The following is a 14004-nucleotide window of genomic DNA, read 5'->3' as shown; positions in this document are numbered from 1 at the left end:
ATGTCCATTCCACCCCGCACTCCATCACACCGGGAGGATCGCGGCCCCGTGAACACGCAGCGCATCCTCAGCGGGCGTTATGAGCTGGGTGAGCTGATCGGCCGCGGCGGCATGGCCGATGTCTTCCGGGGCATCGACACCCGCCTGGGACGCACTGTGGCCATTAAACTGTTGCGGCCGGATCTGGCCAGGGACCCCCAGTTCCAGGCCAGGTTCAAGCGCGAGGCCCAGGCTGTCGCCGCCCTGAACCACCCCTCGATCGTGGCCATCTACGACACCGGCGACCACGCCGTCCCCGGCGACCACGAGGACACCGTCCGGGTTCCGTACATCGTGATGGAGTTCGTCTCCGGCAAGACCATCCGGGACCTCATCCGGGCCAAAGAGGTCACCATCGACCAGGCCATCGACTTCACGCTGGGCGTCCTCGCCGCGCTGGACTACAGCCACAAGGCCGGGATCGTCCACCGCGACATCAAACCGGCCAATGTGATGTTTTGCCCTGATTCCAACAGCGTCAAGGTCATGGACTTCGGCATTGCCCGCGCCATGGCCGACTCGGCGGCAACCATGACCCAGACCCAGGCCGTGGTGGGGACAGCCCAGTACCTGTCTCCGGAGCAGGCCCGCGGCGAGACCGTGGACGCCCGCAGCGATCTCTATTCCGCCGGCTGCCTGCTGTACGAGATGCTGGCGGGCCGGCCGCCGTTCATCGGCGACAGCCCCGTTTCCGTGGCCTACCAGCATGTACGCGAAATCCCTGAACTGGCCAGCAGCCTGAATCCGGACGTCTCGGAGGCACTCGACAGCGTCCTGATGAAGGCGCTGCAGAAGAACCGTGCGGACCGCTTCCAGGACGCCGCAGCGTTCCGCCGCGCCCTCCGGGCGGCGCGAAGCGGCGTTGGGGTCACCCCGCCGGCCGCAAGCGAAGCGGCGACCGACCCCCAGAACACTGTGCCGACGTCGGACGGCATTCCGACCGCCGCATTCTCCGTCACGGGCGCCAAGTTCCTTGACGAGACCCCTACCGGCAGGCTCCGCCCGCTCGAGGCAGCGGCTGACGAGGACGCGGCGATGGCGCCGGGCGGATACGATGAGGCCGACACCGGGAGTCTGCCGCTGGTCCTGCCCCCCGAGCGCGAACACACACCGCGCCAGAAGTCCCGCCGCCGCACCTGGATCGCGACACTGATGATCCTCACCCTGCTGGTGCTGGCGGGAGGCGGTCTCTGGCTCTACAACATGATGAACCAGCCGCCGCCTCCGGTGGCGAAGGTCCTGGTCCCCTCGGTGACGTCGTTGACCGAGACCGAGGCTCTCCAGAAGCTGTACAACGCCGGATTGAAGCCGCAGCTGAGCCGGATGCAGCACGAGACCATTGCCAAGGGCATCGCGATCGGCACTGTGCCGGCCACGGGAAGCTCACTGGACCCGGATTCGGACATCACTCTTAATATTTCTGAAGGTCCCAGCGTCATCACCATCCCGGCGGATCTGCCCGGGCGGACCGAGGCGGCCGCCCGGGACGTGCTGCGCCAGAAGGGCCTCGTCGGGGCGCCGGGGACCACCATGGCCAACAGTGCCACGGTTCCGGCCGGGATCGTGATCACCACCAATCCTGCGCCGGGGCAGAACGTCCCGGTGGGCAGCACGGTCGAAATCATCGTGTCCACCGGAAAAGTGGCGGTGCCGCAGCTGGTCGGCCTCCCCATCGCAGAGGCTGAAACCGCACTGAAGGCCCTTGGCCTCGGCATGAGCGCCACGGAAGTCGAAAACTCCCAGGTGGAACCGGGGAAGGTCACCGGTCAGGCGGATGCCGCGGAATCCCTCGTGGAACAGGGCAAGACGGTCGCCGTCACCGTGGCCAAGGCGCCGCCGCCCCCGCCGTCGCCGAGCCCCACCCCCACTCCGACCCCCACCTCCACCAAAAGCAGCAAGGACGACTGATTCCGCCCCTGCAGGGCTGGCCCGCTAGTGCTGGATGAGCGGGCTCAGTGCCGCGGCGCGCTGGGCGGCGCCGGCCATGCCCAGCGACTCCAGCCAGTTGCCGAGCATCTGGTACCCGCCTTCAGTGAGCACGGACTCCGGGTGGAACTGCACGCCGCACAGGGGGGCGGTGCGGTGCTGGAGCCCCATGACAACCCCGGTCGCGGTCTCCGCAGTGATCTCGAGGACCTCGGGGATGCTCGCCCGGACGGCGGCCAGGGAGTGGTAGCGGGTCGCGGTGAAGGGAGAGGGCAGCCCGGTAAAGACACTGGCGCCGTGGTGCTCCACGAGGGAGGTCTTGCCGTGCATAAGCTCCGGGGCGTGAGTCACCGTGCCTCCGTAGGCCTCAGCCAGCGCCTGGTGCCCCAGGCAGACTCCCAGCATGGGCTTGTTGTGGCCGCCGCACCATTTGATCAGCTCGATGCAGACTCCCGCGCCGGCGGGATTGCCCGGGCCCGGGGAGATGAGGACACCGTCGCGCGCCTCCGCCAGATCGATCGCTTCGGCGAGGGTGACGTCGTCGTTGCGGACCACAGTCGTCTCGGCACCGAGTTCCTGAAGGTAGCCCACCAGGGTGTAGACAAAACTGTCGTAGTTGTCGACGACGAGGATCTTGGTTGTACTCATGGGTGCCTTGCTGAACCAATCGTTGAGCCAGTGAACAGGGCGGCCTGTGCCGCCCGGGGAAAAAGGGACTGAACCATCCATATCAGCACGCGGACAGCCAAAACCACTGTGGCCTGAACTACAGCTAGAATTGGCTCCGAATATGAACTTCAACAAGACCAAGAGCGTGCTGACCGCCCGGTGTATTCCTCCTTGCAGGATATCAAGCCGGGGTCTCGCTCCTGTTCCAGCCGCCTAGGAGGACCCGTGCCCGAGTCAAAGCGCCGTAAAAGGACGAACCCCGAGACGCCGCAGACCTCCGCCGCCCAGGCCTACAAGCCCAACCCCGTCTGGTTCAAGCCAGTGATGTTCGGGCTGATGATCATCGGGCTCCTGTGGATCATCACGTTCTACATCAGCGAAGGCGCCTATCCTGTGGCGGCTTGGGGGTCTGCGAACATCATCGCCGGCTTTGGGATTGCCATCATCGGCTTCCTCATGACCACCCGCTGGCGTTCCTGACGCCTCCCCTGCGACGGAAAGACCGGTACACCCTGCGTGCCGGTCTTTCTTTCGTTGGCGCGGCGGCCGCCGGTGGACTGATAATGCTGGGACAACGGACGCCCCTAGCGAAGGAACACCCATGGCCCCGGCAGTAACCGGTTCGGTAATCGGCGACGACGGACTGGCCCGGCCCCCGTGGGCAGCCGTCGATCCGATGCTGCGCGAGTACTACGACACCGAGTGGGGACTTCCGGTCCGCGACGAACAGGGCCTCTATGAGCGGATCAGCCTGGAGGCTTTCCAGGCCGGGCTCTCATGGGCCACCATCCTCAGGAAGCGTCCGGCTTTCAGGGCCGCGTTCCACGATTTCCACCCCGAGACGGTGGCCGCTTTTACTGAAACAGACGTGGAGCGTCTTCTCCTCGACGCCGGAATCGTCCGCAACCGCCGCAAGATCCGGGCCGCCATCACTAACGCACAGGCCACCATCGCGTTGCGGGACGACGGCGGCCTGGTGGACTTCGTATGGGGTTTCCAGCCCGACGCTACTCCGGAGCCGACGCGCCACGAGGACATACCCACCACGTCGGCAGAGTCGGTCGCGTTGTCCAAGGCGCTGCGCAAACGCGGTTTTGCTTTCGTGGGTCCCACAACGATGTACGCGCTGATGGAAGCGATCGGCATGATCGACACCCACCTGCTGGACAGCCACCGTCGCGGATCGTCAGGAGTTTGGCCCCGCTGACTGTGCACAACTCCCGTTAAGTTATCCACAGTGTTGATAACTGGGCGGTGACTTCAGCTGCTTCAGCCCCGCCACCCGTGCACTGTGGCCCTCAGATCGGGCCTCCGCGCGGTGAACTCAACGGAAGTACATGCACGTGAGTTATTAACAGTGTGGATCGACTGTGGATAAGTGGCATTTGGGCCAAGGACCGACACCCGGCCCCGACGTGGGACAGGGTGAGACCCGCGATGCAGGGATGGCACACCACCGTTCTCCGGAGCGGCGGGTTATCCACTTGCTAACACGCCAGTACCCACAACTTATCCACAGGTGGGGATAAGTGCGGCATCCGGCCCCAGCTGGGGGCATCCTGACGCCGTGTGCCGCGAAGTTTGCCGCAGTAAACACCCTGCGCGGCGTTATTAACACTGTGAATAACGCTGTTGAAATCTGATGTAAACGCTCCGTGCATACCGTTGTGGGGCGCTCGACGGAGCCGGAGTCGACGATTTTGCGGGTTTTCAAGGGTCAACTGCCCGCTATACCGCCCGGTTGTCCACTTAACCACAGGACTTCCCACAGAAGTTATCCACAACTGTGGAGACTGTGAAGCCGGCCGGCACAAAATCGCCAGTTGTGGCTCTCAGATCCGGCACCACGCTCTGAACTACAGCCTTGTAAGTTACTAACAGTGTGGATAACCCCTGTGGACAAGTAAACGGGCGCGTGGGAACACCGTTCCTTCGAACCGGGCTGTGGGAAGAGAATGCAGCCGTCATTGCAGAGCGCACGTGGGTGTGGACCCGCGCGTGGCTGTGGATAACGGGCGAATGCTGTGGGTAAAGCTCACCGCAGGGGGCATTTCTGGGGCCCGGGCCTCAATGAACGGCCTGCCGGGCGCCGGGAAGTGCGGAGGCGCGACGCTCCTGCCCGGTTACTTCCCCGCCGACGCCGGCGCAACCCCGGAAAACCAGGGGTTTATGGACACCGAGGTCCCTCTAGGCACGCGGTAACTGGGCCGGAGCGTCGCCCGTCCGCGGGGACTCAGCAGGCGGGAAGTGCGGAGGTGCAGGGCAGGTCAGCGGGGGAAGGGGCGCGCACCTGACAAGGGTGAGCAAGCGGAGCGGGGACGCGCAGCAGGCGGCGGATGCGCGGCTAGGTGGCCACCCCGATGGCCGAGATTGCAATCAACAGGGCCAGTACCAGCAGGAGCCCGCCGGCCTGCAGCAGACCCTGCCGCGGGCCGCGGGGCGTGTACGCCAGGACGGCGGCGCAGAGGGCGCCGGTGACCGCCCCGCCAAGGTGGGCCTGCCAGGCGATCGAGGGGACCACGAAGCCGATAGCACCATTGATAAGGATCAGCACCCAGAGTTGCCTCGTGTCGCCACCGCGGCGGCGTTGGACCACCAGCATGGCGCCGAAGAGTCCAAAGATGGCGCCCGAGGCGCCGACGACGCCGCTGAGGGGCTGGCCCGGGACGTATCCGGGAGTCAGCAGGAGATACCCGACGGAACCGCCGAGGGCAGACAGCAAGTACACCGCCAGGAAACGGATCCGTCCCAGAAGCGGCTCGAGTGCCTGTCCAAACACCCACAGCATGTACATGTTGAGCGCGATGTGAAGGATGAAGCCCTGGGAATGGAGGAAGGCGGAGGTCAGCATCCGCCACGGTTCGAAGACCCCGTATTCCGGGCTGGCATAGACCGTAGCGAACGCCAGGTTCCGGTAAATCGCGTCGTTGGGGACGATCCACTGCAGCACGTACATCACGGCGCAGAGGGCAATGAGGGAAAGCGTAACCACTGGCCTGCCGGTGGTCACGGCGCCGCCGTAGACGGTCTTGACGTCCGGCGTCGAACGTTTTGCTTCGTTGACACAGTCAACGCACTGGAATCCGACGGCGGCCGCCCGCTGGCAGTCGGGGCACGCAGGGCGCCCGCACCGCTGGCAGCGCACGTAGGCGGGGCGGTCCGGGTGCCGGGGGCACACCGGGACCTGGGCGGACGGCTCTGCCGCCGGAATTCCGTAGCTCATGCGCTGGCTTTAGAGCTTTTCTACGTCAATGCTGTTGATGGTGACGTCCTCGACCGGGCGGTCACCCATGCCGGTACGGACACCCTCGATGGAGTCAACAACCTTCTTGGAGTCCTCGTCCGCCACTTCGCCGAAGATGCTGTGCTTGCCCTGCAGCCAGCCGGTGGGGATGGTGGTGATGAAGAACTGCGAGCCGTTGGTGCCGCGGCCCATCTGGATGCCGGCGTTCGCCATGGCCAGCTTGTAGGGCTCGTTGAACGTCAGTTCCGGGTGGATCTCGTCATCGAACTTGTAGCCCGGTCCGCCGACGCCGCGGCCCAGCGGATCGCCGGCCTGGATCATGAAGTCCTTGATGATGCGGTGGAAGATGGTGCCGTTGTAGAGCGGCGTACCGGTCTTGTCCTCGCCGGTCTCCGGGTGGGTCCAGGCCTTCTCGCCCGTGGCCAGTCCGACAAAGTTATCGACCGTCTTGGGGGCGTGGTTGCCGAAGAGGTTGACGACGATGTCGCCCATGCTCGTGTGGATGGTTGCTTTTGCGGTTGCGATGGCAGTCATAGCCCCTATTCTTCCATGACAGGCAATTGCGCAAAGGGCCGGTCCGCCAGTTCCGCGCTGGGTGAAATCCGCCCAAAATCGGCCTGAAGAATAGCCGGTGAGGTCCGGGACACGTAGGCTAACAGCAGAACCGTCACATTAATCGGGAGGTAGTTGTGAAGAAAACGGATCGTATTGCCCGTGAGCTGGAGCAGTCAGTCAGCACCGGGGTAGAAACCGCCAAGGACTGGGCCGCACCTCGAGTGGAGGCAGCAGTAGGCTGGGCCGTTCCGCGTCTGCAGCAGGGTCTGGACACCGCTTCTCCCAAGATCCAGGAGGGTCTCAAGTCCGCAGCATACAATCTTGCCGGCGGCGTTGCGACGGTGACCCCGCGTCTCCAGGACGGACTGGCCCAGCTCGCACCAAAAATCAATGACGCGGTTGAGGATGCCACTCCTCGCCTCCACGAGGTCGTGGACAGGGCCACTCCGGTGATGGCAAACGCCCGCGACCGGGTGGTCGTCGAGTACCTGCCGAGGCTTTCCGACCAGATCGGCCACGCCTCCGACGCCGTGCACCGCACGCTTGAAGGCGCCCCGGCCCATGTGGACGCGGTTGCCCAGAAGCTCAGCGAGGCAGGGATCATCCACGCGGTTCAGGAACAGGCCAAGACCGCAAAAGGCCACGCCAAGGTCGTTGCCAAAAAGGCCGGCAAGGCCGTCAACATCGAGGTAGCGAAGCCGCAGAAGTCCAAGCACCGCGGATGGCTGATCTTCGGCATCATCGCTGCGGCTGCCGCCGCCGCTGCTGCCGCATGGAAGGCTTCCAAGCCGGTCGAGGACCCGTGGAAGACCCCGGCGCCGGTAACGCCGGCACCAGCCCCGGCCACCACGGTCAGTGATGTCAAGGACGCTGCCCGGGATGCAGCCGGCCAGGCCGGTGCTGCCACGGTTGCAGCTGCGGACGCCGTCGCGGATGCTTCGGCCGACGCTGCCAAGTCCACCGACGACGCCGCCGACACCGCCAAGCACGCAGCCAAGGACGCCGCTGAGGACATCACGGACGCTTCCGCGAAGGTTGCCACCGATGCGAAGACGGCAGTCAAGAACATTGCTGCGAGCCGGAACAACGGTTCGGACAAGAACACCGGCGCCTAAACCGCGCCCGGCTGCCGTAAGCAGCCATTGAGGGAGGGATTCCGCCGGAGGCGGGATCCCTCCCTTTTTTAAGCTCCGATGGTTACCAGTTCGTAGCCGTGGAGCTGCCCGCCGCCGGGCAGGAAAATTCGCGGTGGTGCTAAATTTGTGGGGATGTCACCCGAAAACTCCTCTGAGGACGCCTCACACGATGCCGTGCAGTCGCCGGCGGTGTCCATTGTCATCCCTGCGTTCAATGAGGAGAGCGTCATCCGGCAGTGCCTCATCGCCGCCGTGTACCAGTCCGTCCCGGCCCACGAGATCATCGTGGTCGACAACATGTCGACGGACCGCACCGCCGAGATCGTCCGGCAGATGCAGCTGGAATACCTCGAGAGCCCCATCATCCTGCTCAGCCAGGACAAGGACCAGGGACTGATCCCTACCCGCAACTTCGGCCTCGACCACGCCACCGGCGACATCCTTGGGCGGATCGACGCCGACTCCGTGCTGGAACCCGACTGGGTGGAGCAGGTGCAGAAAGCCTTCCGGGACAAGTCCGTTCACGCCGCGACCGGCCCGGTGGTCTACTACGACATGCCCATGCGGCGCTTTGGCTTGAAGGCCGATGACAAAATGCGCCAGCTGATGCTCAGGCTCGCCAAGCACCAGTACCACTTCCTTTTCGGGTCCAACATGGCCCTCCGCCGGTCCGCATGGGAGGTCATCCGGAGCGAGGCGTGCCGGGATGAAAAGGACGAGATGCACGAGGACATCGATTTGTCCCTGCACCTGGCCGACCATGACCTCCGGATCCAGTACTGGCCGCAGATGGTCTCGGGGATGTCCGCGCGCCGGCTGGAAGACTCGCCCCGCGACTACCGGTATTACGTGACGCGCTTTGATCGCACCTATAAAGCGCACAACGTCAAGAAGATGGCCCTCAAGGCCCCCATGGTGGTCTTTTTCTCGGTGTACTTCCCGGCCAAGCTGCTGCGTGCCATCCACACGGTAAATACCGCCCAACCTGCCCGCCGCGGCGGCCAGTAATCCGCCGGGCTCCCGGACCAGGCTGCATTCCGACCGCCACCCGGACGGCGACGAATCAGTCCGTTCCCAGCTCCGCCAGCGGGGCCGTGCCGCGGCGCACCTGGCGGGACCCCCGCTGACCCACAACTACGACGGCGAGCCCCACCAGGATCATCGCCAGCCCGGCGTAGGTCCCGGCCGGAAGCGTCTCGGAGAGGAATGCGGCGGCCAGCAGCGCTGCCCCGGGAATCTCCAGCAGGATGATCATCGACACCAGCAGCGGGCTCATAGTGGCGAGCAGGTGGTTGAAGGCAGTGTGCCCGATCAGCTGGGCACACACCGTGATGGCCAGGATGCCGAACCAGCCGGCGGCTTCAAAGCCGGCCAACGGCTGCTGCGCAAAGAGCGCCAGGACGGCCACAACGGCAGCACACATCCCGTAGCAGAGGGTCGTGTACACGCCCGTGCCCATGGTCTGCCGCGCCTTCCCTCCGGCCAGGGTGTAAATGCCCGCCAGCGCGCCTCCCGCCAGCGCCAACAGGTCACCCAGCAGCGCCTCTGTGGAGGTTCCCATGTCGAAGCCGGTAATGGCGATGACACCGCCAAAGGAGATCCCCAGTCCGGCCAGCACCGACCAGCGGTGCTTCACCCCCCGGAAGAGCTGGAAAACGGCAATCCAGCCGGACTGCAGGCAGACCAGCGCGGTGGCCGCCGCGACGGAGGTCAACTGCAGCGACGTGATGAAGCAGGCGAAGTGCAGCGCCAGGGCCACGGCGGCGGCAAGCGACCAGCGGAACTCACTGCCGGTGACCCGGCCGAACTGGCGGGGGTCCCGGACCAGCACCGGTCCGGCCATCACGGCGGAGCCGATCGCGTTGCGCCAAAAGGCGATGGCCAGGGCGCTGACCGAGGTTGCCCCCAGGGTAGCGGCGATGAGCGGCCCGGAGGAGGCCACACCAAGCACCCCGATCGCGGCCAGGAAGAAGTTCACGGTCCAACAGTAGCGGGGCGGTGGAGCCGTCCGCGGGCCCGCGGGTCCTTGACGGCGAAATTTGGCGGTGCCAGTCTTAAATCCGGTCTCACCATCACCTATTCAAGGAGACCATCATGGCTTCAACCATTCGCAAAAGCCTGGACAACCCCGAAGAAACCCGCCCCGTCAAGGACGGAATGGGCCAGGTAGAGCTCGTAAATCTCGACGGCGGCGCCGTGGCACGCGCGACGTTCCTGCCGGGCTGGAAGTGGTCGCAGCACGTCAAGCCGATTGCCCAGACGGACAGCTGCATGGTGGCGCACAAAGGCTACACAATTTCGGGACGCCTCAAGGTCGTGATGGACGACGGCGAGGAAACGGAGTACGGCCCGGGCGACTACGGCGTCATCCCGCCGGGGCACGATGCCTGGGTTGTCGGTGACGAGCCCTACGTCTTCATCGACTGGCAGGGGATGGATGACTACGCCAAGCCCAAGGAATGAGGGCCGCTGCCCGGCAGTCCAGGCAGGAAATGCAAAAGGCCCCGGACCGCATTTCTGCGGTCCGGAGCCTTTCCTATGGTGGAGGCACGGGGACTCGAACCCCGAACCCCCTGCTTGCAAAGCAGGTGCGCTACCAATTGCGCCATGCCCCCATAAGAAGCAACCCGTCAATCATACCCTAGTTCGGTGAGTTGATTTCCAACTCCCGGGCCGGGGAATCCGGGCTAATCAACCGTATCGGTTGATTCGCTCCAGACCGTTTTCCGGGCTTCGGATTCCTGCACTTTTTTGTAGAGCAGGACGCCTGCGATCGTAGCTGCAACAACCAGCAACTTCTTCACATGCACCCCGTTCCGGTTCGGCGATAAATAAATATCAACCGGACCTCCACTTGAATCAGTACAGATTCCGTGGGCGTACCAGGACTTGAACCTGGGACCTCTTCGTTATCAGCGAAGCGCTCTAACCGCCTGAGCTATACGCCCCGATGCCTCATCGGGCCGAGATATGACTGTACAGCACATCCCGGCCCGATCTCAAATCGAGGCATTTTCCCGCGAAAATCCGGGAAAATCTGGGATCTAGTCGTCCGTGAGGGTGACGCCGATGCCGCCCACAAGGGTGGCCGAGATGTTGTATAGCACCGCCGAGAGCATCGAGAGGGCCGTCAGCAGAACCACGTTGATGACAGCGATGATGGTGGCAAACGACGCCACCTGCCCCAGCGAGGCCACCTTCTTCAGCTCGAAGCCGCCGCCTTCGGACCCTGCAAGAGTCCCCAGCAGGCCGTCCACCTGGTCGAAAATGCCGGTCAGGTCCAGGACCGTCCACAGCACAATGGCCGCCACGACGGTCACGATGCCCAGAGCCACGGACAGCAGGAAGGCCATCTTGAGGACGGACCACGGGTCCACTTTGCTGACCAGCAGGCGGGCGCGGCGGACCTTGGCCTTGGGCGCGGGCTTGATCAGCCCGCTGGTGCCCTGCCCCGGACGGGCCTGTCCCGGACGCTGGCCCGGCGCGGCAGGACCCTGCGCGGGACGCTGTCCCGGCACGCCAGAACCCTGCGGCCGCTGCACCGGGGCGCCGGCAACGCCGGCCGCTGCCGGGCGCTGCTCGGGCCGGGACGGTGCGCTCACCCGCGGGGCTGAGGCGGGCTGCCGCACTCCGCCGGGAACGCCGCTGTTCGGCTTGGGATATGAGTCGGAATTACTCACTCGTTACCTCCGGTGTTGTCTTCGTCCAGCTCGGCATCGCCTGATGACTCATCTGACTCCGGGGCCGGTGCTGATTCTTCCGCTGCGGACCCCTCGCGGGATCCGGTATCTTCAGCCAACGTTACGTCATCCGCCGCCGATGACTGGCTTTCGCCGGGGTCGACGGCATTTTCGCCCGCACCCTCTGCGTCGGAACCGTCCTCGGTTTCGAGGCCGCGTTCGCTGTTGCGCGCCACCGCGATGATGCGATCGTTCTTGTCCGGCTTGGCGAAGATAACACCCATGGTGTCGCGGCCCTTGGCCGGGACCCCGGCGACGGAGGACCGGACCACCTTTCCGCCCTCCATGACCACCAGGACTTCATCTTCTTCCTGGACGATCAGCGCACCCACCAGGTGTCCGCGTTCCTCCTGGTACTTGCCGACCTTGATGCCAAGGCCGCCGCGGCCCTGGAGGCGGTATTCCTCGACGGCGGTGCGCTTCGCGTAGCCGCCCTCGGTAACGATAAAGACGAAGGATCCGTCAGTGACGACGTCGGCAGCCAGCAGTTCGTCGTCCTCGCGGAACTTCATGCCCGTAACGCCGGAGGTGGCCCTGCCCATCGGGCGCAGCGCCTCATCGGTCGCGGTGAAACGGATGGACTGGCCCATGCGGGAGACGAGCATCAGGTCATCCGTTTCGGAGACCAGCTGGGCCGAGACCAGTTCGTCGCCGTCGCGCAGGTTGATCGCGATGACGCCCGCGGAGCGGTTGGTGTCGTAATCCTCCAAGCGGGTCTTCTTGACCAGGCCGCGCTTGGTGGCCAGCACGAGGTACGGCGACTGCTGGTAATCCCGCAGGTCCAGCACCTGGGCAATGTGCTCGTCCGGCTGGAAGGCAAGGAGGTTCGCCACATGCTGTCCCTTGGCGTCGCGCCCGGCTTCCACCAGTTCGTATGCCTTGGCCCGGTACACCCGGCCAAGGTTGGTGAAGAACAGGAGCCAGTGGTGGGTGGTGGTGACGAAGAAGTGCTCGACGACGTCGTCCCCGCGCAGCTGGGCGCCCTTGATGCCCTTGCCGCCGCGCTGCTGCGAGCGGTAGTTGTCGCTGCGGGTCCGCTTGACGTAGCCGCCCCGGGTAATGGTGACCACCATTTCCTCTTCGGGGATCAGGTCCTCCATCGACATGTCGCCGTCGAAGCCCAGCAGCACCTTGGTGCGGCGGTCGTCGCCGTGCTTGGCCACGATTTCGGCCAGCTCGACGCTGATGATCTCGCGCTGGCGCTCCTCGGAGGCGAGAATCGCGTTGTATTCCGCGATCAGGGCTTCGAGTTCGGCGTGGCGGTCCTGGATCTTCTGGCGTTCCAGGGCGGCGAGCCGGCGCAGCTGCATGTCGAGAATGGCGCGGGCCTGGAGTTCGTCAATGTCCAGCAGTTCCATCAGGCCGTCACGCGCGGCCTCAGTGGTGCTCGAGGCCCGGATCAGTGCAATGACTTCATCCAGGGCATCAAGGGCCTTGAGGAGGGCCCGCAGGATGTGCGCCTCCTCCTCGGCCTTGCGGAGACGGTAACGGGTGCGCCGGGCAATGACGTCCATCTGGTGCGTGACCCAGTGCCGGATGAACGCATCGAGGCTCAGGGTGCGGGGCACGCCGTCGACGATCGCCAGCATGTTTGCGGCGAAATTGTCCTGCAGCTGGGTGTGCTTGTAGAGGTTGTTCAGCACCACCTTGGCGACGGCGTCGCGCCTGAGCACGATCACCAGTCGCTGGCCGGTGCGTCCCGAGGTTTCATCGCGCAGGTCGGCGATGCCCGAGATCTTGCCGTCCTTGACCAGCTCGGCGATCTTGATGGCCAGGTTGTCCGGGTTGGCCTGGTACGGCAGTTCGGTGACGACGAGGCAGGTGCGGCCCTGGAGTTCCTCGACGTTGACCACGGCGCGCATGGTGATGGAGCCGCGGCCCGTGCGGTACGCATCCTCGATCCCCTTGTGGCCCAGGATTGTGGCACCGGTCGGGAAGTCGGGGCCTTTGATCCGCTGGATCAGCTCCTCGAGCAGTTCCTCGCGCGTTGCTGTCGGGTTGGCCAGGTACCACTGGACGCCGTCTGCCACCTCGCGGAGGTTGTGCGGCGGAATGTTGGTGGCCATGCCGACGGCGATGCCTGAGGATCCGTTGACCAGGAGGTTCGGGAAACGGGCCGGCAGGATGGTGGGTTCCTGGTTCTTGCCGTCGTAGTTGTCCTGGAAATCGACGGTTTCCTCGTCGATGTCGCGGACCATTTCCATGGCCAGCGGGGCCATTTTCGTTTCCGTGTACCGCGGGGCGGCGGCGCCGTCGTTTCCGGGAGATCCGAAGTTGCCCTGGCCCAGTGCCAGCGGGTACCGCATGGTCCAGTCCTGGATCAGGCGGACCAGCGCATCGTAGATGGCGGTGTCGCCGTGCGGGTGGTACTGGCCCATGACTTCGCCCACCACGCGGGCGCACTTGTTGAAGGAGCGCTCCGGGCGGTAGCCGCCGTCGAACATCGCGTAGAGCACCCGGCGGTGGACGGGCTTGAGCCCGTCGCGGACATCCGGCAGGGCGCGGCCCACGATCACGGCCATCGCGTAGTCGAGGTAGGAGCGCTGCATTTCCGTCTGCAGATCCACCTGTTCAACCCGGTCAATCAGCACATCGGTGCCGAGGACGGTGCCCTCGACTACGGTCTCGCCGTCGGCCGGTCCGGCCGGAACTTCGGGTGTTTCGTCACTCATCGTCTATATTTTCCGTTTCAGGT

At 65.0% G+C, this 14004-nt stretch carries 13 protein-coding genes and 2 tRNA genes; 6 read left to right on the top strand and 9 right to left on the bottom strand.

The window, feature by feature from the left end:
* Entirely contained in the window at positions 1-1947 is a 1947-nt protein-coding gene (gene pknB, locus ACTWQD_RS01110; protein ID WP_443194362.1) for a Stk1 family PASTA domain-containing Ser/Thr kinase, read from the top strand.
* A 24-nt stretch (positions 1948-1971) separates the two neighbouring features.
* On the opposite strand, the gene ACTWQD_RS01105 is transcribed toward pknB, so the two are convergent.
* Entirely contained in the window at positions 1972-2613 is a 642-nt protein-coding gene (locus tag ACTWQD_RS01105) for an anthranilate synthase component II (RefSeq protein ID WP_443194361.1), read from the bottom strand.
* Positions 2614-2859: 246 nt separating this feature from the next.
* Here ACTWQD_RS01105 and ACTWQD_RS01100 point away from each other — a divergent pair, with 246 nt between their 5' ends.
* Positions 2860-3114, top strand: a complete 255-nt coding sequence (locus tag ACTWQD_RS01100) for a cell division protein CrgA (protein ID WP_443194360.1) — start codon at positions 2860-2862, stop codon at positions 3112-3114.
* A gap of 121 nt (positions 3115-3235) precedes the next feature.
* A complete protein-coding gene (locus tag ACTWQD_RS01095) occupies positions 3236-3841 on the top strand; it encodes a DNA-3-methyladenine glycosylase I (protein ID WP_443194359.1) in 606 nt (201 codons plus the stop codon).
* Positions 3842-4978: 1137 nt separating this feature from the next.
* Here ACTWQD_RS01095 and ACTWQD_RS01090 read toward each other — a convergent pair.
* Positions 4979-5857: a rhomboid family intramembrane serine protease gene (locus tag ACTWQD_RS01090; protein WP_443194358.1), complete on the bottom strand. Its 879-nt coding sequence runs from the start codon at positions 5855-5857 to the stop codon at positions 4979-4981.
* 9 nt (positions 5858-5866) lie between these two features.
* Positions 5867-6412, bottom strand: coding sequence for a peptidylprolyl isomerase (locus tag ACTWQD_RS01085; protein ID WP_066432183.1), 546 nt, complete (start codon positions 6410-6412; stop codon positions 5867-5869).
* Positions 6413-6567: 155 nt separating this feature from the next.
* Here ACTWQD_RS01085 and ACTWQD_RS01080 point away from each other — a divergent pair, with 155 nt between their 5' ends.
* Both ACTWQD_RS01080 and ACTWQD_RS01075 read left to right on the top strand, forming a co-directional pair.
* A complete protein-coding gene (locus tag ACTWQD_RS01080; protein WP_443194357.1) occupies positions 6568-7548 on the top strand; it encodes a hypothetical protein in 981 nt (326 codons plus the stop codon).
* 153 nt (positions 7549-7701) lie between these two features.
* Positions 7702-8577 carry a glycosyltransferase gene (locus ACTWQD_RS01075; protein ID WP_443194356.1) on the top strand — a complete coding sequence of 292 codons (876 nt, stop codon included), beginning with the start codon at positions 7702-7704 and terminating at the stop codon, positions 8575-8577.
* A gap of 55 nt (positions 8578-8632) precedes the next feature.
* Here the strand turns inward: ACTWQD_RS01075 and ACTWQD_RS01070 are convergent, their stop codons facing one another.
* Positions 8633-9547: a DMT family transporter gene (locus ACTWQD_RS01070; RefSeq protein ID WP_443194355.1), complete on the bottom strand. Its 915-nt coding sequence runs from the start codon at positions 9545-9547 to the stop codon at positions 8633-8635.
* 116 nt (positions 9548-9663) lie between these two features.
* On the opposite strand from ACTWQD_RS01070, the gene ACTWQD_RS01065 reads away from it, so the two are divergent.
* Positions 9664-10032 (top strand): cupin domain-containing protein, encoded by a 369-nt coding sequence (locus ACTWQD_RS01065; protein WP_443194354.1) that lies wholly within the window; start codon positions 9664-9666, stop codon positions 10030-10032.
* Positions 10033-10108: 76 nt separating this feature from the next.
* Here ACTWQD_RS01065 and ACTWQD_RS01060 read toward each other — a convergent pair.
* From ACTWQD_RS01060 to gyrA, 5 genes are all read right to left on the bottom strand, one after another.
* A tRNA-Ala gene (locus ACTWQD_RS01060) sits at positions 10109-10184 on the bottom strand.
* Positions 10185-10256: 72 nt separating this feature from the next.
* A complete protein-coding gene (locus tag ACTWQD_RS01055) occupies positions 10257-10373 on the bottom strand; it encodes a DLW-39 family protein (protein WP_224048067.1) in 117 nt (38 codons plus the stop codon).
* 70 nt (positions 10374-10443) lie between these two features.
* Positions 10444-10517, bottom strand: a tRNA-Ile gene (locus ACTWQD_RS01050).
* Between the two features lie 96 nt (positions 10518-10613).
* Positions 10614-11249: a DUF3566 domain-containing protein gene (locus tag ACTWQD_RS01045; RefSeq protein ID WP_443194353.1), complete on the bottom strand. Its 636-nt coding sequence runs from the start codon at positions 11247-11249 to the stop codon at positions 10614-10616.
* Positions 11246-13981, bottom strand: coding sequence for a DNA gyrase subunit A (gene gyrA, locus ACTWQD_RS01040; protein WP_443194352.1), 2736 nt, complete (start codon positions 13979-13981; stop codon positions 11246-11248). Before gyrA ends, ACTWQD_RS01045 begins: the two co-directional genes overlap by 4 nt.
* Positions 13982-14004: the final 23 nt, after the last annotated feature.

Source organism: Pseudarthrobacter sp. 1C304 (assembly GCF_052245515.1).
GTDB lineage: Bacteria > Actinomycetota > Actinomycetes > Actinomycetales > Micrococcaceae > Arthrobacter.
The sequence above is the reverse complement of the archived record's forward strand: the minus strand, read 5'-3'. Positions and strand labels throughout refer to the sequence as shown.